We start from the raw sequence: 22,946 nt of genomic DNA on the forward strand, positions 1-22,946 counted from the left end.
ATGAAGTTGATTGCGGTTGGAGATAATGTGGTGGATTGCTATTTGGATCAAGATAAATATTACCCGGGAGGAAACTGTGTCAATGTCGCTGTCAATGCTCGGAAAAATGGCGCAGAAAAAGCCGCTTATATCGGCATCTTCGCAACCGATGACAAAGCGCAGCATATTAAATACGCTTTGCAGGAGGAAGAAATCGACTTCGGATTGTCGCGTACAGCGGAAGGCATCAGCGGCCAGCCGCGTGTAGCATTAACTGAAGATGGCGACAGAGTATTTGTAAGCGGGGCGAAAAACACAGTACAACGCATGTTGAAAATACAGCTGATCGAAGAAGATTTGGATTTCATCACTGAATTTGATGTTTGCCACGTCAGTTGTTATTCTTCCATGGAAAGTGAATTGGAAAAGCTGGCAAAAGTGATCGACATTTCCTATGACTTCTCCAATCACCTGGAACTGGACTATATTGAAAAGGTCGCGCCCTTTATCAAATACGCTTTTTTCTCAGCAGCGGATTTGTCGGAAGAAGAGCTGAACTGGTTTATCCAGAGGCTGAAAGGCTTTGATTTTGAAGCAGCTGCCCTGACAAGAGGCAGCGAGCCTGCTTTGTTTATCAGCAAAAATACCGTATTTGAACAGAAGCTGCGGGAAATTTCTGTTGTTGACACAATGGGAGCAGGTGATAGTTTGATCGGCGGATTTTTGGTGAATTATATAAACGGAGTAGCGATGGAAGAGGCTATCGAAAAGGCAACAAAGTCTGCAGAAGTTACATGCGGGTTTTACGGTGGTTTTGGATACCCGAAGGAATTCTAAAAAATTGTTTTCGAACTGCTCCTCATGTACAGTTAAATGACAGGAAGATTTTAATTTTGAGTATAGGGGGAGTCTGGATATGAACCAAAACAGCGTCGATTTGGATAGTCCCATCTTATTATATGAGCAGATAAAAGCAGGCATCAAGGAATTGATCAAAACTAATAATTTAAAGCCGGGAGATAAGATTCCGAACGAGTCTGAGCTGTGCGGAATCTTTGATGTAAGCCGCATTACGATACGCAGGGCGATCAAAGAACTGAGCGAAGAAGGGGTCATTGAAGTGATTCGCGGCAAAGGTACATTCGTTCGGGCATCCAAAAAAGACTTGCATCTATTGAACCTGAAAGGCTTTACCGAAGGTTTGTCGACCGAGGAGAACAATATTGAAAAAGAGATTCTGCACAAACGGATCATCACCGATGATGGAGAAATTGCAAAAGCCTTTTTACATGAACAAAACGAATTTGTGGAGCTTGTGCGTCTCGTAAAAGATGCAGAAGGACCGTTCAGCGTGGATTACGCTTATCTGCCGCTGAACATCTATCCTGGCATTCAGGACCTGCTAGATGATAGTGTCTCCACTTTCGCTTTAATTCGGGAAACCTATAAAGTCCCTTTCACAAAAGTAAAAAAAGAGATTGAATATGTCCATCCGCCGACAGAACTTTGCAAATATCTGGGCATCAATAAAACCTCTTCCGTTATCCTCGTGAAGAAACTCATTTACGGTCCGGATGGGACACCTGTCCATTACTCTAAGTACTACATGGTCGGTGAACGGGTAAAATTCTATATAGAAGCGGATTATACAGAATAACCGAGTGCTTTAAACTGAACTTCATTATATAGGTAATGTTTTAAAAAAACGCATAGTCTACAGGATGATGAGATGACTCGGTTGAAGTCATCTTATTTAACTTCTATTTGCAACCAGTGATAAGGATGTAAACCGACACATATAAAAGCACCGCAGAAAGCTTTTTGCGGTGCTTTTTCTATTTCCCTGATAGACCTTGTTCCTTAGTAAATTTACATTTAAGATATCTCTCCTGGCATAGCTTCCGTGTTGCTTCGACTTGCATTACTTTGTTGAATAATACGGAGTGGAATCTCTAATTTATGTCATAATAGAATAAACCATTAATTGAATTATTAGTAAACCAGGGAGGGAAGCCAGATGGAATCGAGGAAGACAGCAAAAGAAAGCAGAGAGCGCTTAAGGCAAAAGGAACACAAGCGTAATCCGGGAGGTTCCTTGCGTGATGGCTTCGATCGCGGCGCCGGCAACGGCAATGTACCGGACATTGCAGGTGACATGGGCTGGAAAGGCATGCTCTTGTTAATTCTTATCTTGTTTTTAGGCTATGTCCTTTATCAATTCTTCTTCAGTTGATAAGAGAACATTCAAGGAGGAAATGAGATGGTGTGGTTGAAAATCGGCTTGTCTCTAGTGATTTTATTCATCTTAATGGCAGTAGTGAAATCTGCTTTGAGAAAGCTCTTCAAGATTGAAAAAGAAAAAACAGAGTGGTTTTCTTATAACCATGTCAACAAAACCCATAAAAAAATCGATTGGGTTGTGAGAGTTCTGTCGTCGATGGTGCTGATTATCGTTTTGTACCTGGTCATCTTCAAAGAGTATTCCGTCATCTTTTACCTCATTCCAGTCGTGCTGCTCCTGGTAATAGACTATGCGGTCAGAGCATTCTTTGAGTGGAAATACTCGGATCACCCAAAGCAGGCGATCTTGACGATCGGGGAGATGGTGGTGTTTGCAACAGCACTGGCTATGGCGATTCAGTATGATTTGCTGAACTTGGGCTATTAAAAAATACTTCCGCAGCGGAAGACGTCGATGCGAATACATAAAATCCAAAAAACACACCAGCCCTGGTATCGGACTGGTGTGTTTTTATCTTAATTAACTACTTCACGATTATTTCTGATAAACAAGGACCCGATCAACCCAACCGCCGCAGCCGCTAATACCGCATAAAACGCGGTATGGGTGCCGGATGCCAAAAACTCTGCCGGAGTGGCGGCGCCGAATTCAGCAATATAGCTGTTTTGCCCGGCGGTGAACAAGGTGATGGCGATTGCCGTACCGGCAGCCCCTGCAACCTGTGTCAGGGTGTTCATAGCGGCCGAACCGTCTGCGTACAGCTTCGGCGGCAGCTGATTCATCGCATGGGTCTGTGCAGGCATGATGGTCATCGAAATCCCTAAGAACAGTACACAAAGAGCGGCGATGACTTGCCAAACCGGTGTCGTGGACGAAAGGATCACAAGGAAGACGATAGCCCCCACTGTGATGAAAGAAAACCCGAGACGTGTAAAGATGCGGGCGCCCACCCGGTCAAAATTGGAGCCGACAATCGGCGCCATGATGATATTCAATAAATTGGCTGGGAACATCAATAAGCCGGCGGCAATCGATGTATAAGCCAGGACACTCTTCAAATAGATGGGAATCAGGATAGCTACGGAAAGAATGACGAAAAGGGTAAGGAACATCAGCAAGGTGCCGAGTGCGAACATCGGGTACTTGAAAACGCGCAGGTCGACCATCGGCTGCGACATCTTCAGCTGACGGATGATGAACAGTCCCAAAGCGGCTGCACCAATCACGAGCGGAGCCCATACATTCGGCTCTGTGAACGGTGTTTCGGCCAATGTCGATAAGGAATAGATGATGCCCCCGAAAGCGATGGTGGAAAGCAGCAACGAGCCGATATCAATTTTGGGCTTGGAAATATCCGAGACGTTTTCCATGCTTAAGGCGCCGATCATCAGCACGAGATTCAAGACGACCATGACCCAGAAAATATAATGCCAGCTGCTGGCACTGATGATCAATCCGCTGAATGTTGGACCTAACGCCGGACCCGCTGTGATGACCAGGCCGACAATCCCCATCACCGATCCGCGTTTTTGGATCGGGAAAATCAGCAGGACCACACTGAACATGAGCGGCAGGAAAATGCCTGTACCGACAGCTTGGACTAAGCGGCCGATCAGAAGTACGGAGAAACTTGGCGAAAGTGCTGCAAGCATGGCACCCAGGGAAGAAATGAGCAATGCCGCAACCACCAATTGCCGGGTTGAAAACCAGCGGACCAGATAGGCAGATAAGGGAACCAAAATAGCTAAGACCAGTAAATAGCCGGTCGTCAGCCATTGCGCTTTGCCGGCGCTGATGGCGAAGTCTTCCATAATATTGGTCAACGCCATATTCAATGCCGTTTCCCCAAATAACCCGATAAACGAGCCGAGCATCAAAATAGCTGCCATCGTTTTCGGTTTTTTTACTTGTACATGAGATTTCATAAATCGATTTCCTTCTATCTATATGTAATTTTGACTTGCCGACTTTCTACCAAAGCGGTTGAGTCACTTTGCAACTATACAAAAACTCCTCTAAGAACTCAATACTATTCAGTGGATATCTGGAATGATTATGGAAATTCAGACACATTTTCTTCCAAAAATCGCCTGCAAATGGAAGGTTTTAAACGATTGGAACATGCCATTAAAAATGAAAACGCTTCTATTCGGTGTGTATGGGTCAAGAGCGATTTGCCATTTGTAAGAAACGCTTACTGCGGCAAGGACTAAAACCCGATTTCAAAACGTGCTACCAAAAATCATTAAAATTCAATAGTTTATTTGGCTCTGAAGCAAAATAGAAGCAGAAAAATAAATGTGAAGTAAAAAATGTGTACTTTTTCGTTTTCCGGGTTTACGGAACACTGGGTTTTCGGAGAGCAAGCAGAAGCGAACCGGGTGTTGCCGAAAGCCTGCTTCGCTTGTTGGAGCGGGATCTGCAAGAAGGTGAGATAAAGCATGAGCATCAGTAAAGGTACGATGAAATGCTCGGTGTTTGCCTGGATCTCTTCGATTCGCCCTAGACCCGTGCCGATCACCGCAGCAGATAAAATTATGACTGTATAGAGCTTTTCAACTAGGTTCATCGCTGTTTCACCTCCGGTTCGAGCAAGATGTATGATGATTTCAATACTATCACTGTCGGCAACCGCAGAAAAAAACTGCATAATATTACTTGGAAGGCGTCTTTTCTATATCGAAATCAGAAAAATTAAAGCATATGTGCAACTTCACCCCAACTAATCCGTAGGAAAGAGGAGGGGGTTTTATCTTGACGCTTTTTGCTCATACGACGACACGATATGTACTTTGGTCTTTTATTATTTTCTTATTGCATTTAACCGGCTCACTCACTATTTTCACATTGCTGATCATTTCTCTTCTATTAGTTTGGAGCAACTATTTTTTCGAGAAGGCTGGAAAAGAAAAAGAACTTGAAAATAAACTGTTTGAGTGGCTGTGGCTTCCGATTTTAGTCGGAACGGTAGCTTTCGTTTTATATCATTACGTTTTTTAGAAGACTACATAGAACCATCTGGAGAAGCTGGAATAGGAGCGGATGGAAGGAGGATGCAATTTGCTTAATATAGGAGACATAATTTATACTTTACTGTTTTTTATAGCGGTAGTTTTCATTTTTTCATTAGTGAAAAAGAAAATGTCGAGGTGATGGAGCTTGGATAAGAAGATTTTAAAATCCTTATTGCTGATTTTGGGGATTTCTTCGGCTCTTGTGTGCATCGGAATCAGTATTTATATGTATAAGAATCCATTAGCTGCAAACGGCCAGTTTTTAACACAGATACCTTTTGTGCTGATTATAACTACACTTGTTTCAAGCATCGCGTTCAATCGGTTAAGAAAAAACGATAGCAAAATCCACTTGAAATAAATGAAGTGATTTTCCAGAACAGACACAGGAGGCGATGACAATGTTCAATGAAGAGCCGAAATGTTCCATATGCAACAAGGAAATCGAAGGAAACGAAGTCGTATTCATCAAGATGCGCTACCCGAAACGAAAAGGCTTTACTGAAGTGAAAGCTTATTTGAAGAACGAAGGACAGTTTATCTGTGAAGACTGTTTCGAAAAAGATAAGTCTTAAGATTCTTGGCGAGTAAAGTGTCATGCGTCATGAAAAAGCAGAGAGGGAAATGTCCCTCTCTGCTTCCTATTCTTCGTCTTCTTCTTTGCCATCCTTGTTGTCTTTGAGGTCGATTGTGAATCCGTCTTCTTGATCCGGATCTGCATCCCGCACTTCAAATGAACAGCCGGCCAATAATAATGCCGCTAAAGCTAGTAAAAACAACTTCCTCATGGTGAACCCCTCCCATCCTCTACTCTTTCCGAAATCATGTTGACTTGTTATACGTGTGATTTCGCGAAAGTTTTCCAAATTTTGGAGGTAATTCTCTTTTGTTTTTAGGGATCAAATCTCTATAGAAGAACCATTCATATAAGGAGAAGGGTTAGGGTATGTGGAATAGAGAAGCTGAAATTCGATAAGTTTGTTGGGATTGGGCTTAACTAACCCAAAGACAAAGGGAGGAATAGTATGTGGGGGAAACTGAAGGTCATTTCTTCGTTTGCTATTTTGATCGGGGTGGTTGTCCTGCTCGCGGAAGTGGATGAGACATTTAATCTTTACAATGCGCCTTATCTATTGATTGCCGGTGGGATGATCGGTCTGATTTTTTCATTGATTGGAAGTAATAAGGAAAGCAGCTTTTTATGCCGGGTCGGTCTGCATAAATACAAACGAGGTAACCGGGACAACGAAGTGCCCGCCATGTATGTGTACACATGCGAAAGATGCCACAAGCAGAAGAGGGCAGCTTCGGTTGTTTAATGAAAAGAATGAGGTGGACAAGTGGAATTTATCGACTTTATGAAAAAGAACTTTCCGGATTTAGAACTCAATCCTCCTTTATTTTATAACTGGAACATCGGTATTCGCTTCGAGTTAGGAGTGGATTATAGGCGGGATGATTGTTCTCAGAACAGTCCTTATCTTAAAGGCGTTTACCGAAGGGCCATTACGCTGTTCGATTCCTTGCATCTTCCAGAGGACGAAATTTTTGTGGTAGTAAACGTAAATGATTTTGGGGATAACAGAAGCTTGAGACGCAAATTGAATATCTTCTCCAGGTATATAAGACATCAATCTGTTTTGAACAAATTAGAACATATGACGCTTCCTTATATCATCCCGGAGGACGATGAAGATGGGAATTACAAGACCCATAGGTTTGTCCTGAAGTGCAAAGTATCGGATCTCAGATATATGCCTTTACTGAAAGCCATCTGTAATAATGACATGGGATACGAGCCGGCTATCTATCATGATGTTTTCTTCATCAGCCTTAAACAGAAAACCATTTTCCATGTGTATGATGACAGAGGCTGTGATCTGGTGGCGGCTTCTCCGGAAGACATACGCCATATGTACAAAACGCACAATGCCTGGATATTGGATTACGACAGAGATGAGATAGACCAGGTGTTTAAGTAGGTATTAGTTGTTGGGCTTATATTATTGTTAAATTAATCTATTTTGAAATGGGACTCGGTTCAAATCTACGGGTTTTCTTTTATACTTTTCCTTAAGTTAAAAGAGGGACAAGTATCCATTCAATGCTCCACTTGAGGATGTACATAAAAACAGTCACTACCACTGCTCCAGCCAGGAAGTAACAGACCCATCTCAAAATATCTGTAATAGCGCCGATCAAATCCTTCATAAAACTTATCATAGCTTATGCCTCCATAATTTTAATGGAATGAATATTTTCGTCCTTCTGCTTATGCAATCCGCAGAAGCAAGATGACACAAAATGGACTAGGATTCTACTTAGTAAATAATGGTATTATTGGAATAATAGTTTCAATAATACCATTATTCTTTTAAAAGGAGTATACCTATGTCTGTAGAATCCCTAATTTCGTTAAGCAGTTCGGCATTATTTTTTTCTTTCATCATTTTATTGATTGCCATTATTCCATTCGGAGTTGCAGTAAAATCCCGTAAGCAAGTTGCGGCGAAAATTGCTTTGATCATGACCGTTATCGGTTTTTTGGCGCAGCTGAGCTATTTCATCCTTCGCTGGACAGCTTCCGGCCATGCACCCGTCAGCAATCTCAATGAATTTCTGACGTTCTTCGGCATCATGCTGATCGGCAGCTTTCTGGTGTTTTACTACCTTTACCGCCAGCCAGTCGTCGGCTTGTTTTTGCTTCCGATTGCCATTCTGATCATCGCCTATGCCAGCATGTTCGCCAATGAAGTGTCGCCGCTGATTCCGGCGCTTCAAAGCCATTGGCTTACAATCCACGTTATGACAGTCGCCACTGCCAGTGCAGTATTGTCGGTATCGTTTGTCACAGGGCTGATTTATTTACTGAAGCACGTGGATACCACTCGAAAAGGAAAAAGTTCGTTCTTTTTGGAGCTGGTCCTGTATTTCCTGGTGGTCGTTGTCGGTTTTATCCTTGTAACATCCGCTTTCCGGATTACCGATTACAGCGCAAGCTACCAATTCGAAAATCAGCAAAGTGAAATCCAGATTTATGACTACGCTATGCCGGCCATGGTCGTGCCAATTGATGCAAAGCCCGTCACTGGAAAGGCTGGAAGCTACGAACCGGCAAATCATTATGGCGGCCTGCTGGAAATTCCGAACAGCATCGAAGCGGCAAAACTCAACTCGGTTCTCTGGTCTTTCCTGATCGGTTCTGTCTTGTATGGACTGATTCGTCTGATCACGCGGAAGAAAATCGCGCAGCTGCTGCAGCCGTTCACCAACAAAGTCAATTTGACGCTGATGGATGAAATCTCTTACCGTTCAGTGGTCATCGGTTTCCCATTATTTGCGCTTGGCGGCTTGTTCTTTGCCATGATTTGGACGCAGATTGCCTGGAGCCGTTTCTGGGGCTGGGATCCGAAAGAAGTATGGGCTTTAATTACGTTTCTTTTTTATGCAGCCTTCCTCCATCTGCGGATTGGTCGTGAGTGGACTGGAGAGAAAACTGCCTGGCTGGCAATTATCGGCTTCGGTACGATTATTTTCAATCAAATTTTCGTCAATTTGGTCATTGCGGGTCTGCACTCCTACGCATGAGAGATTCGCAGGGACGAGAAGCCTTTCGACAAAACAGCAAAAACCTCCCAATCCGATGAAGGTTGGGAGGTTTTTGCGTCAAAAGATTTATGGGATTGAAAACATAATCCCTGCCATCCCTTTCCTGATGGCCATTAGTTGTTATCGGAAATTCCATTTTCCCCTAATGTCTTTTTGAGCTCTTTTTTCCTGTTTTTAGACACCAGGATATACAGGACATCGTTTGTTTGGATGGTCGTTTCACCATAAGGAGTGACCAGTTCTTCATCACGGATGATGGCGTTGATCAGAACCTCCGGAGGAAAATCAATCTCCGCCAGACTTTTTCCTAAAATCGGCGTTTCCTCGCTGACGGTATATTCCACGATTTCGGCATTCGCTTTGCCGATGGATACAAGCTCGAGTGTGTGGATCGGCGCCACTTTCTTCGGACCTGTGAGCCCCAGCTTCTCGGCAAAAGGAGAAATAGTGGCGCCTTGGATAAGGGCTGAAGTGAGGACGACGAAAAAGACAACATTAAAGAATAGCTGGGCATTTTCCAATCCCGCAATCATGGGGAATGTTGCCAGCACGATTGGGACAGCCCCTCTAAGTCCGGCCCAGGAAATGAGCGTTTTTTCCTGCCAGGAATAATCAAATCCAAGTGTGGAAACAAACACGGCAAGAGGGCGTGCCACCAGGATCAGGATGAATGACAACAGGAAGCCATTTATGATGATTTCAAACGTGAAGAGCTGACTCGGAAAGACCAGTAAGCCAAGAATCACGAACATCAGCAACTGCATCATCCAGGCGAATCCTTCATTGAAGTGAAAGATGGTATGACGGAAAGTCAGATCGCTGTTGCCGATGACCAGGGCAGCTACATATACCGCGAGTAGTCCGCTGCCGTTCAAGTTGGCGGCCACGCTGTAGGTCAAGATGGCGAACCCCATGGCAAGGATGGGATAAAGTCCGCCTGAATCCAGGTTGATCTTGTTGATGGCCCAAGAAGCGAAGCGGCCCAGTAGAAGCCCGAACAAGAGGCCAAGACCCATCTGCAGGAAAAATACGCCGATGATACTCAAGATGCCCTGCTCGTCCGACACGATTAATTGGATAAGCGCTAAAGTCAGGAACATGGCCATCGGGTCATTCGTGCCGGATTCCGCTTCCAACGTCGCCGCCAGCCGATTTTTGATATTTTGGCCTTTTAGGGCAGCGAAAACGGCGGCTGCATCTGTGGAACCGACGATGGCGCCGAAAAGAAGCCCTTCCAGCCATGTCACGTCCAAAATAAAGGTTGCGGCAATTGCCACTATGAACGTGGTGATCAAAACGCCGACAGTCGCCAGAACCAGTGACGGAAACACTACAGGTTTAATGGTCGTCCATTTCGTTGAAAGTCCACCTTCAAAAAGAATGACCACTAAAGCGAAAATGCCGATGAATTGAGCATAAGAGGGGTTATCGAAATAGAGGAGTCCAAATCCGTCACTGCCGGCAAGCATGCCGATGGCGATGAAGAGAATAAGGGCGGGAACGCCAAAACGTGAAGAGAATTTCGTCGTAAAGACACCGATGATAAAAAACAATGCCAGTACAAACATCAAATAATCCGGTGTGATAATGTCATTCATCATAGTATTGTGACCTACCTCCTTGAAAAGCTCAGTGTATATTTATTTTATCTTTTTTTCCTGTTGATTCAAAGGCTAACGTCGGAACCTGATTTGTATATGCAATAAGCTATTGATATCCAAAAAGAAGTGGCAGCTGCTTTAAGTGAAGATACGCTGAAGCGGAGCGTTTCTTTTTTCTGTAACTTTTATGTTGAATCATGCATTCTACTGATAAATCGCAATAAAAATAACGCTTTTTTCCTCTCTGTTTAATGAGTGGGGAAAAAGCGCTATTCTTCATTTCAATGAATTTCAAGCTTATTCGTGCATATGGATGCGAAAAGTGCTGCGGCCGGCTTCTTTCGATTCATACATCGCCAGGTCGGCATTTTTCAATATGGCTGAAACAGTGGATCCGAACAAAGGTGTTAGGGCGATGCCTATGCTGGCCGTGACCTCAGCAGGTCCATTTTCGATCAGCCATACGTCCTTCATCGCCAGCTGAATCTCTGTGGCCATGTTTTTCGCCTGCTCCTGTGTTTTTATACCAGGCAAGAGAAGCACAAATTCATCTCCGCCAAGACGCGCTGCAATGTCCTGTTCGCTGATCTTTTGGCTTAAACGCTTGCCGAATTCCTCAATTACGGCATCGCCTACTTCGTGGCCCAATCGGTCATTGATGTCTTTAAAATGATCGATGTCGAGGAGCACTACGGCCAAAACCTCATCTTTTTTCTGGCATTGTTTAATCTTAGTCAAAAGATGGTCTTTTAAAAATCTCCGATTCGGCAGACCGGTCAGCGAGTCGTGATATGCATAATGATACAATTGAGTTTCCTGTTCTTTTTGTAACGTGATGTCACGCGTAATCATGAGCATGTGAACAAATTGATGCTGATCATCGAAGATGGGTGTGCCTTTCACTTCTGTCCAAACCCAGCCAACTTCTTTATGCTTTATCCGAACCTCCAACAGGTAGGACTCATTTTCCTGAATCGCCAGTGAGAAGGTTTTTCTTAGCAGTGGGATGTCAGCAGGATGAACATTATGGTAAGGCAGCTTTCCGATATATTCTGCAGGATCAAATCCATATACCCGCTTACTTGAAGGAGAGACATAAAGCGTTTCTCCTTTAGAATCCATTAAGACAATAACATCCTGTGAGTTTTCGGCAATGATGCGGAATCGGTTCTCGCTTTCGACATACTGGCTGATCAGTTGATCCATTTCCCTCATGTCTTTCATCACCGCATAGATCCCAACAATTTCTTTCTTTACTTTGACTGGGGCAAAGTTGATCAACACACCAATCAACTGGCCGGACCTTCCCAAAAACTTTGTTTGGAAATCGTTTGATATTCCATCCAGAGCCATATGAAAATAAACACTTATCAATTCGAAATCTTTTTGGCTAAGATGCTCGACAAACGTTGAGTCAATCAACTCAACCAGTGGATAAGCCGTTACGTGTTCGACGGATCCATTGCCATCCAAAATTCGGCCATTCAAGTCAAGAGAAAAAATCGCATCTGCACTGTTCTCGTATAAGGAACGGTAGCGGGAACGGCTTTCTTTCAGCCGCTCCCACGCGACTGCACTTTCCAGTTTGGCCAGCCGCTCATTCGTTACGTCTTTGACAACGCCTATAATATAGGTGCATTGTCCTGATGCATCGAACAACGGTGTCAATACGGTTTCAGAGTAGTAGTGGTCCCCGGCAGGAGACACATAGGAATCTTCATAGCTTACTTTTTTTCGAGTGGCAAGAGCTTGGGTGTATTGCAGTTTTAATAAGTCAGCGGTTGCTTGGGAATGTGCTTCGTGAAATGTTTTCGTAAGTTCGTTTTGAGTCAAATGAGTTCTTTCCACAACAGCTTGGTTAAAGAACTCATATTTGAAAATAGAATTTTCCTCAACACTGACAATAAACACCATGTCTTTAATTGCTTCGATCAGCGTCTGGTCAAAGGGCAGTATACTGGATAGATTCACGTGTTCATGTCCTTTCTCAAAAGGCTGCTTTTTCTATTCCCATCCATTTTGAAATAAGTCATAACCGATCATTCGCAGCAGGGGATTTATGGTCAGCCTGTAAGTATTTCTTTTCGAATTCTCTGATGTTCAATGGTTTATCGTATAGATATCCTTGGAAAACGTTGCAGTCATTAGCCAGTAGAAAATTGGCTTCTTCAATTCGTTCAACGCCTTCGGCCACCAGTTCACACTCAATGCTTTTAGCCAAATGGATGAGCGACTTCAATACAGCTTCCGATTTTCGATCCTGTCCAATTTTTTCGATGAAGGACTTGTCGATTTTGATTTTATCGATGGGAAAACTGGTTAAGTACGAAATCATCGAAAACCCGGTTCCGAAATCATCAATGGCTATGGAGATTCCCTTGGACTTGCAGAGAATCAGGTTTTCCAGCGTTTTCGATGAATAGGTCAGTTCCGCCTGCTCGGTAATTTCAATTTCTATTAAAGTGGGATCGACTTTATACTGATCGATTAACTCAAAGAAGCTATCAAAGAAATTCGAGTTGTTGAGGAGGGAAGGCGTCATATTAAAGGCAGTGCGGAGACTCCAACCATACCTGTTTTCCCAATCTTTCAATTGAGTAAAGACTTCTTTGAGCAAATGGGAAGTCAATGGAATAATGTCACCGGTTTCCTCAGCTACTTGAATGAATTCCAGAGGTGAAATTTCTCCAAGCTTCGGGTGAGCCCAACGCGAAAGGATTTCGATGCCGATAATATCACCTGAATGCCCATCAATCTGAGGCTGCATGGTATAGTAAAAGCCATTTTTCTTCAAGTCGCCGGTCAATCCTTCTTCAATGGTCGAGTTGCGGTTGTATAAAGTACGCATCATGGGCTGGAAAAAAGCATAGGAAGAGCCGCGGGTTATTTTTGCTTCGCGCATGGCCATTTCAGCATATGAATACACTTCATTCATTGCTGAGGAATCGAGAGGGTAGCAAGCAATCCCAATGCTGATAATGACATGAATTTCTTGGTTGCTGTCCAAGGTAATGGGTTTAGAAAAAACTTTTGCGATTTTTTCTGCAAGTTCTTCCTGGTCATCTCTTGGACTGTCTTCTTTTTGGATAATAAATTCATTGCCATCCATACGGGCAATTTGGCATTTCTCACAGATTAACCCTTGTAGCTCGCTGGCAACTTTTTTTATGACATCATCGCCGGCATTATAATCATGCACTGCGTTGATAGAGTTTAAATTATCAAGGTTAAGGTGGAAGATCGAAAACTGTTTACCTTGGGCTCGCAGCAGGCGAGTCGTATGGTTAAGTGATCTGCGGTTGGGCAGTCCTGTCAAATAATCAAAGTAAGCCGATTCGGCCAATTGCGTTTCTATCTTTTTACGGTCACTGACATCTTGAAAATACACGGCCAGACTGCCTTCTTCGAGTGGATATACTTTGACTTGAAACCACATATCCAGCGGTTTGTAATACTCGACAAATTCTATAATCACCTTTTCTTTCAATGCATGCTTGTATTGATAATCGAATGCAGTGCCGATGGCTTCAGAAAACCGTTCGTACAAGCCTCGGCCCACAACACTTCCCCGTTCGGTCTTCAGCAATTTTTCCGCAATTTCGTTTATGTAAATCACATGCAAATGATCGTCCAATAGATAAAAGCCATCTGTCATGCTTTCAAGGATCGTCTCCGCCGTAATCGGCTGAGTTGCATGAAGAGTAATCGGCTTATGCTTTACGATGGCACCGTGTGAATGTCCTGATGGATCTTTAGTTCCTCGGATATTGACTTGAAACCACTGAATATCTCCATTCCCAAGGGGAAACGGGAATATTTTTTTATATTCGCTGATCTCTTTTGCCAACAAGCTTTTAAATGAGTGCAGTTTTTTCTCGTTGCCGTTTATCTCCAGTTGTTCAAGGTAATTAGCTCCTATTTTCCATAAGGCCTCTGTTACTTCATGGAAGGTGCAAAAATCTATCCACGCCTGATTAACTTGAAGAATCAGGCCATCTCCATCAATGGCAATCAAAAATTCGTCATTCGTATTCATCCATTCTTTAAGTAAACCAGTGTCCTTTTTCAATACATCTCACCCTTTATCTACTATTTTAGTTTCTCAGTCTCTATTTTTGGATGGTGGTATTGCTGTATACAAGAATAGTTGTCCGAAGAGTGGACTACGACTTCAAATGTTCGAATCAATTCCTATATGCCGTAAAAAAGGAAATTTTAAGGATGGGATATGGCTTTGATTTTACTATCATTTTTCTTCGACAGAATCGGTATTAATAGTGAAATAATGTTTTTCGAAATATAGTAGAGAGTTGATTAAGCTGTTTACCTTTTTTTCAGCAAACTTGACCAGTGAAAACTGAGAATTTACTGTGACCGCTTTCCTTGTCAGCATCAGATGAAAATAATTTAATGTTGAAAAACAAATAGTAATATGAAAATTATCCTGGAATTGAATGCAGTTACTAAATTACTATTCTTGAAAAACATAGTTACATCAATTAATTTCCATTAAGAAGGTATTATATCCTTGAAATACAGAATTAATAATAGGTAAATATAACTTAATAAAGTTATGGATGGTTAACACTTTTTCTTAGTGAGTTCCTTTAGCGTAAGTTTATCCAATTTAAACTTTACGTTCTTGGAGGGAAAACAGAAAACGAAATGGAAATTCAGATATACGACTAGGACCATACAGAAGGTGAAGAGATGCTTAAGCAAAGCATTATTTCTTTTTAGTTCTGTATAAAAGCGTTTGAAAAACCTCGAGTACTTCGTGAACGTTAAAAATAAGCCCGTAAGAGAGACGCAAGATGTTTTATCCACAAGCAGGTCGTGACTATCGAATATAAAATCGGATTTCTGTTTCGCGACTTATTGATAATTTAGTAGTTTTCAGGCTGAAATCGGAAAGAAATACTTGTAATTATGCAAGAGGAATCAGGTTTCAAAATATTTTTTTAAAACTTTTCAGGATCTATCTCCTTCTTGATTCCAGGAATAGAGATATCAAAAAAACGTCATTTTCTGATCCCTTGAAATACTGTCATGAACACATTTTTGTAGAAAATAAACAAATGAATGAAATAAATCGCAGATTTTTCTAAGGAAGTTTAAAAGTGTTTAAATTTTCTTTTTAACTAAAAAATCCCGCTTGCAACATTTGTAATGATAGGAAATTGTGCGTATAGTGAGACAAGTGATATTTGAACCGGTGAAAATAATAGGTAAATATTCATTTTTATTAGGGCGAGATTTCCAAAGAGTCTAATAAATGAATGGATAAAGTTGTTATGGAAGATAGATGAATAGACGCGATGAACTGCTCTTCTATCCAGGCAATAAATTGAATAGCAGAGAGGTGAGCAAGAGATGTCAATTATTGAAGTAGAAGGATTATCGAAAGTATTCGGTAAAAATACTAAGCAAGCATTGAAATTGCTCAGTGAAGGAAAATCGAAAGAAGAAATCCTAAAATTGACGGGCAGTACAGTAGGCGTCAATCGCGCTTCATTTTCAGTGGAAGCCGGTGAGATTTTTGTCATCATGGGGCTTTCCGGAAGCGGGAAATCGACCTTGGTTCGTTTGTTGAACCGGTTGATCGATCCAACAGAAGGAAAAGTATTTATAGATGGTGAAAATCTGGCAGCGATGGATAAAAAAGACCTGCGCAGAGTGCGCCGCACAAAAATGAGTATGGTGTTCCAAAACTTTGCCCTCTTCCCGTATCTGACCGTTTTGGACAATGCCGCATACGGCTTGGAAATCCAAGGGGTCGACAAAGCGGAAAGACATAAAAAAGCAAAAGAATCGTTGGAAATGGTCGGCTTGGGCGGGTACATAGAACAAGTGCCATCCCAGCTTTCAGGGGGTATGCAGCAGCGTGTCGGATTAGCCAGAGCGCTGGCGAACGATCCGGAAGTCATGCTGATGGACGAAGCCTTCTCCGCACTGGATCCATTGATCCGAAAAGAAATGCAAGATGAATTATTGGATCTGCAGGAAACCATGCGGAAGACCATCATTTTCATCACACATGATTTGGACGAAGCTCTGCGCATCGGCGATAAAATCGCGTTGATGAAAGACGGCTCCATCGTACAGGTCGGTACACCGGAAGAAATCTTGGTGAATCCGGCCAATGATTACGTTAAAAAATTCGTTCAAGATGTCGACCGCTCGAAAGTATTGACCGCGTTCAATATCATGAAACGCCCTGAAACGATCAACATCGATAAGCACGGTCCGCGTGTCGCTTTGGAAAGAATGAAAGAAGAAGGCATCTCGAGCATTTATGTAACAGATAGCAAGCGGAACCTGAAAGGCTATGTAACAGCCGATGACGCTTCCGTTGCCTTTAAAGCTGAAGTGAAAAGCCTTCTGGATATCCTGAAGACGGATGCACCGACTGTCACTAAAGACACCTTGATGAATGCGATTTTTGAAATCAGCCATAATTCTCCTGTTCCGATCCCGGTTGTGGAAGACGGAAAACTGCTCGGCATCATCGTACGCGGCGCCGTCATTTCCGCGCTTGCAGGACAAAGCGAGGTGAATCGCAACCATGCTTAATTTTATGGACAACATCCCGGAAATTCCGTTGTCTTCATTAGTTTCGGATTTCACGGATTGGATATCAGATACATTCGCTTTCCTATTCGATCCTCTTAAAAATGAATTTGCGGACGGCCTGGAAGAATTTGCAGACGTTCTTGCAGCAGTCCCGCCGCCGATTGTGATTCTGATCGTCGCGATACTGGCATTCTTCATCAGTGGAAAACGATTTGGCTTGGCTGCATTTTCTCTTATTGGCCTATTGCTGGTCTGGAACCAAGGGCTGTGGGAAGAATTGATGCTGTCGTTTACATTGGTTCTTGTCGCAAGTCTCTTGTCGATCCTCCTAGGGGTTCCGATCGGCATCCTGATGTCGAAAAGCAAAACCGCGGAAAGCATCATTACGCCTGTTCTTGACTTTATGCAGACCATGCCAGCTTTTGTTTACTTGATTCCGGCTGTGGCATTTTTCAGCATCGGAATGGTTCCCGGCATTTTCGCATCATTGATTTTCGCCACTCCACCGACTGTTCGGTTTACGAACCTCGGAATCCGTCAAGTATCAAAAGAATTGGTCGAAGCTTCCGAAGCTTTCGGCAGCACGGGTTCACAAAAGCTCTTTAAAGTGGAATTGCCGATGGCCAAAGCGACAATCATGGCCGGCATCAACCAAACGGTTATGTTGTCGTTGTCGATGGTCGTTATCGCATCGATGATCGGCGCACCGGGTCTCGGCAGGGAAGTTCTTTCTTCCTTGCAGCGGGCTGATGTAGGAACCGGATTTGTCGCAGGCTTGGGGATTGTCATCCTGGCAATCATCATCGATCGGTTTACGCAAAGTTTCACTGGACAAAAAAGAGTGAAAAGCTAATTTTGGTAAAGTTATAAAAAGAAAAGTACCAAGTATGTAAGTTGAACTAAAGAAACTAGCTTTTACACAACGCTTCGGTCGCTTTGGGCATGTCTCCCGCAAGAAGCCAGGCAAAGGGCGCCTGTCTTCTTGCTTCGCCTAGCCCCTGAACGCGCCGGCGCTAAGAGGTTAGAATTCGAAGCGACTCTGTATTTTCCCTTATATATAAGAGATATGGAGCAAATCAGTGGAGACTCCCGCGGGAGCAGTGCAACGACATACAAGAAATCCACTCGGGCGTTTAGCCCGAGTTAGTTCGGCGCAAGCCCGTAGGAAAGATACGGCCGAAGGGAGTTCGGTCCGTATCTTTGCGACGAAGCTAGCGAAGCGATGCAGGAGCACTGGGTTTTCAGGAACTGATTTGCGGAATATCAGCAGGTGAAGATCACTAGTTCAATTTATATAATATTAAAGAAAAAGGAGATTGATTATTTTATGTTCAAATTACAATGGAAACATTTAGGGCTTATGTTCGTACTTATGCTGACACTGGTTGTAGCAGCGTGCGGAAATGACGAAGAGGCTTCAGACACAGGAACTGCTGAAGGTTCCGGTTCTGAAGACGTGAACTACGGTGAAGAGTTAGGTTACAAAATTACAGGCATTGAAGCAGGCGCAGGCGTAGTTGCTGCATCTGAAGCAGCAACAGAAGAGTACGAAAGTCTTGAAGGCTGGGAAGTGGTCACTTCTTCAAGCGGCGCGATGGCTGCAGCTTTAGGCGAAGCGATCGATAACGAAGAACCGATCATCGTCACTGGCTGGAGCCCGCACTGGAAGTTCCAGAAGTATGATTTGAAATACCTTGAAGATCCTAATGGCTTATTCGGCGATGCTGAAACGATCAACACAATGGTACGTGAAGGTTTAGAAGAAGAGAAACCTGAAGCCTACACAATTCTTGATCAATTCCAATGGGAGTCTGCTGATATCGAAAGCATCATGCTGGAAGTTTCAAATGGCGCAGATGTTAAAGAAGTTACAACTGAATGGGTAGAAGAAAACAGTGATAAAGTTGCTGAATGGACAGCCGGTACAGAAGCAGTAGACGGCACAGAAATTGAGTTGGCTTACGTGGAATGGGATACGGAAGTCGTTTCAACGAATGTTGTCGGAAAAGTCTTGGAAGACCAAGGCTTTGAAGTAACATTGACGCCGCTTGACAATGCAGTGATGTGGCAGGCTGTTTCTGAAGGACAAGCAGACGGAATGGTAGCGGCATGGTTGCCGGGAACCCACGCCACTCAGCTTGAAACTTATGGCGACAGTGTAGTCGATCTTGGAGTTAACCTCGAAGGCGCTAAAATCGGATTTGTCGTTCCCGCTTATATGGACATCGATTCAATCGAAGATTTAACACCTGCTGAATAAATAATTCTTTTATATAGAAGGAACTGAACCCTGAATGGCAGACATTTTAAACGATGTCCCCATTTGGGGTTTTTGGTTGGTTGGATTTCACTACTTCGCTTGCCCGCGGAGTCGCTGCTGAGATTCCTTTTTGGAGCTTGACTGGCCAAGATTATCCAGTGTAAGCTTGATGAAACATAAATAGAATATCAGTAAGAGGTGCCCTTCGGGGAGAATAGGGAATGAAGTGAAAATCTTCAGCGGTCCCGCCACTGTAACGGGGAGTTTTATGGAAATAGCCACTGGACTTTTGTCTGGGAAGGCCTGTGAAATGATGATCCAGAGCCAGGAGACCTGCCTGCTTACTTTCTGCTTATAGATCATGGAAAAGTCTTTCGTTTATTTGTTCGCGCAAATAAACTGAAGGCTTTTTCTTTTTAACATAGAAGGGGGAAGAAAAAGATGGATTTATTGCAGCAAACGATTGGACGGTTTGAGGGCTTGGATCTGGAAGTGATGGATATGGCACGGGGGCGGGTGGACAGTCTCATCAAGCCGCCGCATAGTCTGGGTAGGCTGGAAGACCTGGCTGTACAACTGGCGGGAATATATGGAGAACTGTATCCTGTGGTGGATCAAAAGGCGATTGTGGTGATGGCTGCCGATCATGGCGTGTACGAGGAAGGGGTTTCTTCCAACCCACAAGAGGTGACGTTTGCACAGACGATGTTCATCGCAAAAGGCATAACCGGAGTCGGTGTATTAGCGAAGCCGACCGGTGCGAAAATCGTCACCGTGGATATCGGGGTAAAAGGGGACTTTCCAAGTGATGCCGGAGTGATCGACCGGAAGATTAAGCAAGGAGCAGGCAATATCGCGACAGGACCTGCGATGACCACAGAAGAAGCTATCCAGTCGCTCGAAGTGGGAATAGAAATTGCGGAAGCCGAAATCAGAAACGGCGCCCGCATCCTGGGAACCGGCGAAATGGGCATCGGCAATACGACGCCGAGCACGGCGATTCTGTCTGTTCTGGGGGACATTCCACCTGAGGAGATTACCGGCAACGGAGCAGGGGTCGGCAATGGCGGAATCTCACATAAAGTGAAGGTCATCAAGACGGCGATTGAGGTCAACAATCCAGATAAGCGGGATGCGATCGATGTCCTTGCCAAAGTGGGCGGCCTGGAAATCGGCGGCATGGCGGGTATCATGATCGGAGCGGCAGCCAACCGTGTGCCGGTTGTGTTGGACGGCTATATTTCTACAGTTGCGGCGCTGCTCGCTGTTGCGATTGAACCGAAAGTGAAAGCTTACTTGATCCCTTCACATGCAAGTGCGGAACCGGGCGGCAAAAGAGCCAGTGAACTGCTGGGCATCAGACCGCTGCTGCATATGGATATGTGTTTGGGTGAAGGATCGGGCGTCGCTTTAGCGTTCCCGCTTGTGGAAGCGGCGTGTAACATGATGAGAGAGATGGCCACCTTTTCTGAAGTGGGCCTTGAAATTTGAGGTAACGGAACCATAGGATATTCATTCCAGTGACAACAAGTGAAGACGAGATGCTGAAAGGATGAAAAGATGTTTACGAGAGAAGAAAAAGAAGGCGTATATAAAGCAATTTATAATAGAAGAGATATTCGAAGCTTTTTGCCGACAGCGATTCCGGAGGAGCTGGTCACCAATATTCTGGATGCGGCTCATCATGCGCCGTCCGTAGGGTTTATGCAGCCGTGGAACTTCATTTTAGTGTCTTCACCTGAAACAAAAGAAAAACTGGCTTGGGCCGCAGACAAGGAGCGGCGGGCACTGGCCATCCATTATGAAGGGGAAAAAGAAAACAAATTCCTTGGCTTGAAAGTGGAAGGGTTGAAACAAGCGCCAGTGACGATTTGTGTGACCTGTGATCCTACACGCGGCGGCTCACATGTCCTGGGGCGCAATTCCATTCCCGAAACCGATGCCTTATCAACTGCCTGCGCCATTCAAAACATGTGGTTGGCCGCCTGTGCAGAAGGATTGGCGATGGGATGGGTAAGTTTTTACAAGAAAAACGATGTCCGGGACATTTTGGACATCCCGCCGCATATCGACCCGATCGCTTTACTTTCGCTTGGCTACACCGAAGATTATCCCGACAAGCCGATTCTGGAAACAGCGGGATGGGAAAAAAGGCGTTCGTTGGAAAACCAGGTTTTTGAAGATAAATGGAATGGGAAATTAGGATTCTAAATGAAAAGGACAAGAGGCGTGATTGGATCAATCAGCGTCTCCTGCCCTGTTTAATTTGATGTGATTCTTTTACTGCTTAACCGGGCCTTTATTAATTTCCGTCAATGCAGAATTGACCTCGAAAATCTTGGCGTGTACCGGTGTTATGCCAAAGCCAGCCAATCGGTCAGTGTGCATTTCCACGTATTTTTCCGCCGCGTCTTTTGTCTCGAAAAGGTAAATTCCGCCGGCTTCTTTGGTTTCCGGGCTTTCGGTCCAGATTTTCCAGATAAAGCCCTCTTCATTGTTGATGCTTGTTGCCAGTTCTGAGAATGCCTCAGCCATCTCGTCTCCGAAAGGGCCATTCATCTCGAAATCCACTTGCAGGATATATGCCATCTTGTTTCCTCCTCAATTTTTAATCAGTGAGAAATAGGCTTCGCCTAAAATTTCATTTGTTTGATAATACCCTGGCGAAAGTTCTTTTTCAATAAACGAGTTTACCTCTGTCGACTCCACATCGTACATGACTTCGATTTCCTTGGAAAAGAGCAATTGTTCTCTTTCCAACAACTGCGAAAGCGCGGGTTGCGGCTTTGCTTGCAGTTCGTCCTGATTCAGCACTTGCTTCAAGCCATCCACATAGGATTCGAATGGGCGGCCGCCGACAAGTTTTACGCCTTTGTTTTCTTCATTGACCATAATGATGGATGGAAAGCCTCTGGCACCCAGACTTCTGGCGAGAGCGAAGTCCTCGTTCAACGCTTGTTGTCCGGCTGGCAGTTCGGCTTGTTTGACGATGGCTTCACCATCGAGTCCCATGTTGTTGACGATCTCGATTATAACAGACGGTTCTGAAATGTTTTGGTTGAATGCGAAGAGCGCTTCTCTTGCACGGCGCAGGTATTCATTGGCTCTGGCGTCGTTGTGGTTTTCCTGAATCACTTTAAAGACTCGTGAAGGGGGATAAGACGACTGTACGGGATTGTCGATCATTAATGTGCCGTCGATCGGCATCCTTGAATGATCACCGACTTCTCTCCAATGGCCTGCGACATCGGCTGGCTTGTAGATGCCGTTTGCCGGATCGATGGGGCCGTCATGCCATTTTTCCAGCAATCCGCCCATTACGGTCTGGAAGTTGAAATGCTCACCATATTGCTCTGTGAAACGGCGAAGCACCGGTTCAATAGCCCAGCAATGGGAACAGATTGGGTCTGTTACATAGTAAAGCGTAACCGATTTCTTGGGTTTATTGAAATCGATCAGCCCTGTTTCCTCTTCTTCCGCAACTCCGCATATGCCTGTTTCGATATCACACATCCTATTGTTTTTCATTCTAGTTCCTCCTCTTTTTAAACTGGCTCTAACTGAGCGTTTTGGGTAGCTTATTTGCTTTACAATTCGATCTTAAGCCATAATGAAAACAAGCAACACCAATAGTTCGGGGGATGTGTCGCTTATGCAACACATCCAGG

At 44.1% G+C, this 22,946-nt stretch carries 23 protein-coding genes and 1 riboswitch; of the genes, 14 read left to right on the plus strand and 9 right to left on the minus strand.

The features are described 5' to 3' along the window. From ACRC6Q_RS01245 to ACRC6Q_RS01260, 4 genes are all read left to right on the plus strand, one after another. Entirely contained in the window at positions 1 to 816 is an 816-nt protein-coding gene (locus ACRC6Q_RS01245) for a PfkB family carbohydrate kinase (protein WP_431465578.1), read from the plus strand. 79 nt (positions 817 to 895) lie between these two features. Next, on the plus strand, positions 896 to 1,636 hold the full coding sequence (locus ACRC6Q_RS01250) for a GntR family transcriptional regulator (RefSeq protein WP_223636565.1): 741 nt from the start codon (positions 896 to 898) through the stop codon (positions 1,634 to 1,636). 360 nt (positions 1,637 to 1,996) lie between these two features. After that, positions 1,997 to 2,212, plus strand: coding sequence for a DUF6366 family protein (locus tag ACRC6Q_RS01255; RefSeq protein WP_431465579.1), 216 nt, complete (start codon positions 1,997 to 1,999; stop codon positions 2,210 to 2,212). A gap of 27 nt (positions 2,213 to 2,239) precedes the next feature. After that, entirely contained in the window at positions 2,240 to 2,647 is a 408-nt protein-coding gene (locus tag ACRC6Q_RS01260; RefSeq protein ID WP_431465580.1) for a DUF4181 domain-containing protein, read from the plus strand. An 89-nt stretch (positions 2,648 to 2,736) separates the two neighbouring features. On the opposite strand, the gene ACRC6Q_RS01265 is transcribed toward ACRC6Q_RS01260, so the two are convergent. Both ACRC6Q_RS01265 and ACRC6Q_RS01270 read right to left on the minus strand, forming a co-directional pair. Next, entirely contained in the window at positions 2,737 to 4,146 is a 1,410-nt protein-coding gene (locus tag ACRC6Q_RS01265) for a DHA2 family efflux MFS transporter permease subunit (protein ID WP_431465581.1), read from the minus strand. A gap of 335 nt (positions 4,147 to 4,481) precedes the next feature. Then, complete coding sequence (locus ACRC6Q_RS01270) at positions 4,482 to 4,790, minus strand: hypothetical protein (protein WP_431465582.1); 309 nt, start codon at positions 4,788 to 4,790, stop codon at positions 4,482 to 4,484. A 590-nt stretch (positions 4,791 to 5,380) separates the two neighbouring features. Between ACRC6Q_RS01270 and ACRC6Q_RS01275 the strand changes: the two genes are divergently transcribed. Both ACRC6Q_RS01275 and ACRC6Q_RS01280 read left to right on the plus strand, forming a co-directional pair. Beyond that, positions 5,381 to 5,596 (plus strand): hypothetical protein, encoded by a 216-nt coding sequence (locus tag ACRC6Q_RS01275; protein ID WP_223636576.1) that lies wholly within the window; start codon positions 5,381 to 5,383, stop codon positions 5,594 to 5,596. Between the two features lie 40 nt (positions 5,597 to 5,636). After that, the gene (locus ACRC6Q_RS01280) at positions 5,637 to 5,810 is read left to right on the plus strand and encodes a Fe3+ hydroxamate ABC transporter substrate-binding protein (protein WP_223636579.1); all 174 of its coding nucleotides are present in this window, start codon (positions 5,637 to 5,639) and stop codon (positions 5,808 to 5,810) included. 66 nt (positions 5,811 to 5,876) lie between these two features. Here the strand turns inward: ACRC6Q_RS01280 and ACRC6Q_RS01285 are convergent, their stop codons facing one another. After that, the gene (locus tag ACRC6Q_RS01285; protein WP_298831068.1) at positions 5,877 to 6,023 is read right to left on the minus strand and encodes a lipoprotein; all 147 of its coding nucleotides are present in this window, start codon (positions 6,021 to 6,023) and stop codon (positions 5,877 to 5,879) included. A gap of 237 nt (positions 6,024 to 6,260) precedes the next feature. On the opposite strand from ACRC6Q_RS01285, the gene ACRC6Q_RS01290 reads away from it, so the two are divergent. Together ACRC6Q_RS01290 and ACRC6Q_RS01295 are read left to right on the plus strand one after the other, a co-directional pair. After that, complete coding sequence (locus ACRC6Q_RS01290; RefSeq protein ID WP_223636585.1) at positions 6,261 to 6,554, plus strand: hypothetical protein; 294 nt, start codon at positions 6,261 to 6,263, stop codon at positions 6,552 to 6,554. Positions 6,555 to 6,593: 39 nt separating this feature from the next. Further along, positions 6,594 to 7,217 (plus strand): DUF3885 domain-containing protein, encoded by a 624-nt coding sequence (locus ACRC6Q_RS01295; RefSeq protein ID WP_431466311.1) that lies wholly within the window; start codon positions 6,594 to 6,596, stop codon positions 7,215 to 7,217. A gap of 91 nt (positions 7,218 to 7,308) precedes the next feature. On the opposite strand, the gene ACRC6Q_RS01300 is transcribed toward ACRC6Q_RS01295, so the two are convergent. Continuing rightward, on the minus strand, positions 7,309 to 7,458 hold the full coding sequence (locus ACRC6Q_RS01300; protein WP_223636588.1) for a hypothetical protein: 150 nt from the start codon (positions 7,456 to 7,458) through the stop codon (positions 7,309 to 7,311). Between the two features lie 168 nt (positions 7,459 to 7,626). Here ACRC6Q_RS01300 and ccsB point away from each other — a divergent pair, with 168 nt between their 5' ends. Next, on the plus strand, positions 7,627 to 8,823 hold the full coding sequence (ccsB, locus tag ACRC6Q_RS01305; RefSeq protein ID WP_431465583.1) for a c-type cytochrome biogenesis protein CcsB: 1,197 nt from the start codon (positions 7,627 to 7,629) through the stop codon (positions 8,821 to 8,823). A 134-nt stretch (positions 8,824 to 8,957) separates the two neighbouring features. On the opposite strand, the gene ACRC6Q_RS01310 is transcribed toward ccsB, so the two are convergent. The 3 genes from ACRC6Q_RS01310 to ACRC6Q_RS01320 all read right to left on the minus strand — a co-directional run bounded on the left by ACRC6Q_RS01310 (position 8,958) and on the right by ACRC6Q_RS01320 (position 14,514). Beyond that, entirely contained in the window at positions 8,958 to 10,445 is a 1,488-nt protein-coding gene (locus tag ACRC6Q_RS01310; protein ID WP_431465584.1) for a potassium/proton antiporter, read from the minus strand. Between the two features lie 297 nt (positions 10,446 to 10,742). Further along, positions 10,743 to 12,416 carry a diguanylate cyclase domain-containing protein gene (locus ACRC6Q_RS01315; protein ID WP_431465585.1) on the minus strand — a complete coding sequence of 558 codons (1,674 nt, stop codon included), beginning with the start codon at positions 12,414 to 12,416 and terminating at the stop codon, positions 10,743 to 10,745. A gap of 58 nt (positions 12,417 to 12,474) precedes the next feature. Beyond that, positions 12,475 to 14,514, minus strand: coding sequence for an EAL domain-containing protein (locus tag ACRC6Q_RS01320; protein ID WP_431465586.1), 2,040 nt, complete (start codon positions 14,512 to 14,514; stop codon positions 12,475 to 12,477). Between the two features lie 1,304 nt (positions 14,515 to 15,818). Between ACRC6Q_RS01320 and ACRC6Q_RS01325 the strand changes: the two genes are divergently transcribed. The 5 genes from ACRC6Q_RS01325 to bluB all read left to right on the plus strand — a co-directional run bounded on the left by ACRC6Q_RS01325 (position 15,819) and on the right by bluB (position 21,489). Continuing rightward, entirely contained in the window at positions 15,819 to 17,018 is a 1,200-nt protein-coding gene (locus ACRC6Q_RS01325; protein WP_431465587.1) for a quaternary amine ABC transporter ATP-binding protein, read from the plus strand. Continuing rightward, positions 17,011 to 17,871 carry an ABC transporter permease gene (locus tag ACRC6Q_RS01330; protein ID WP_431465588.1) on the plus strand — a complete coding sequence of 287 codons (861 nt, stop codon included), beginning with the start codon at positions 17,011 to 17,013 and terminating at the stop codon, positions 17,869 to 17,871. Before ACRC6Q_RS01325 ends, ACRC6Q_RS01330 begins: the two co-directional genes overlap by 8 nt. A gap of 474 nt (positions 17,872 to 18,345) precedes the next feature. Continuing rightward, positions 18,346 to 19,278 (plus strand): glycine betaine ABC transporter substrate-binding protein, encoded by a 933-nt coding sequence (locus ACRC6Q_RS01335; protein ID WP_431465589.1) that lies wholly within the window; start codon positions 18,346 to 18,348, stop codon positions 19,276 to 19,278. 180 nt (positions 19,279 to 19,458) lie between these two features. After that, a riboswitch (cobalamin riboswitch) is annotated at positions 19,459 to 19,633 on the plus strand. Between the two features lie 86 nt (positions 19,634 to 19,719). Further along, positions 19,720 to 20,769, plus strand: a complete 1,050-nt coding sequence (gene cobT / locus ACRC6Q_RS01340) for a nicotinate-nucleotide--dimethylbenzimidazole phosphoribosyltransferase (RefSeq protein ID WP_431465590.1) — start codon at positions 19,720 to 19,722, stop codon at positions 20,767 to 20,769. Positions 20,770 to 20,838: 69 nt separating this feature from the next. Beyond that, a complete protein-coding gene (gene bluB, locus ACRC6Q_RS01345) occupies positions 20,839 to 21,489 on the plus strand; it encodes a 5,6-dimethylbenzimidazole synthase (RefSeq protein WP_431465591.1) in 651 nt (216 codons plus the stop codon). 69 nt (positions 21,490 to 21,558) lie between these two features. Here the strand turns inward: bluB and ACRC6Q_RS01350 are convergent, their stop codons facing one another. Together ACRC6Q_RS01350 and ACRC6Q_RS01355 are read right to left on the minus strand one after the other, a co-directional pair. Next, entirely contained in the window at positions 21,559 to 21,867 is a 309-nt protein-coding gene (locus ACRC6Q_RS01350; RefSeq protein ID WP_431465592.1) for a monooxygenase, read from the minus strand. 12 nt (positions 21,868 to 21,879) lie between these two features. Continuing rightward, a complete protein-coding gene (locus tag ACRC6Q_RS01355; protein WP_431465593.1) occupies positions 21,880 to 22,806 on the minus strand; it encodes a DsbA family protein in 927 nt (308 codons plus the stop codon). Between the last annotated feature and the right edge of the window lie 140 nt (positions 22,807 to 22,946).

This window comes from Planococcus sp. SE5232 (assembly GCF_050686535.1).
GTDB lineage: Bacteria > Bacillota > Bacilli > Bacillales_A > Planococcaceae > Planococcus.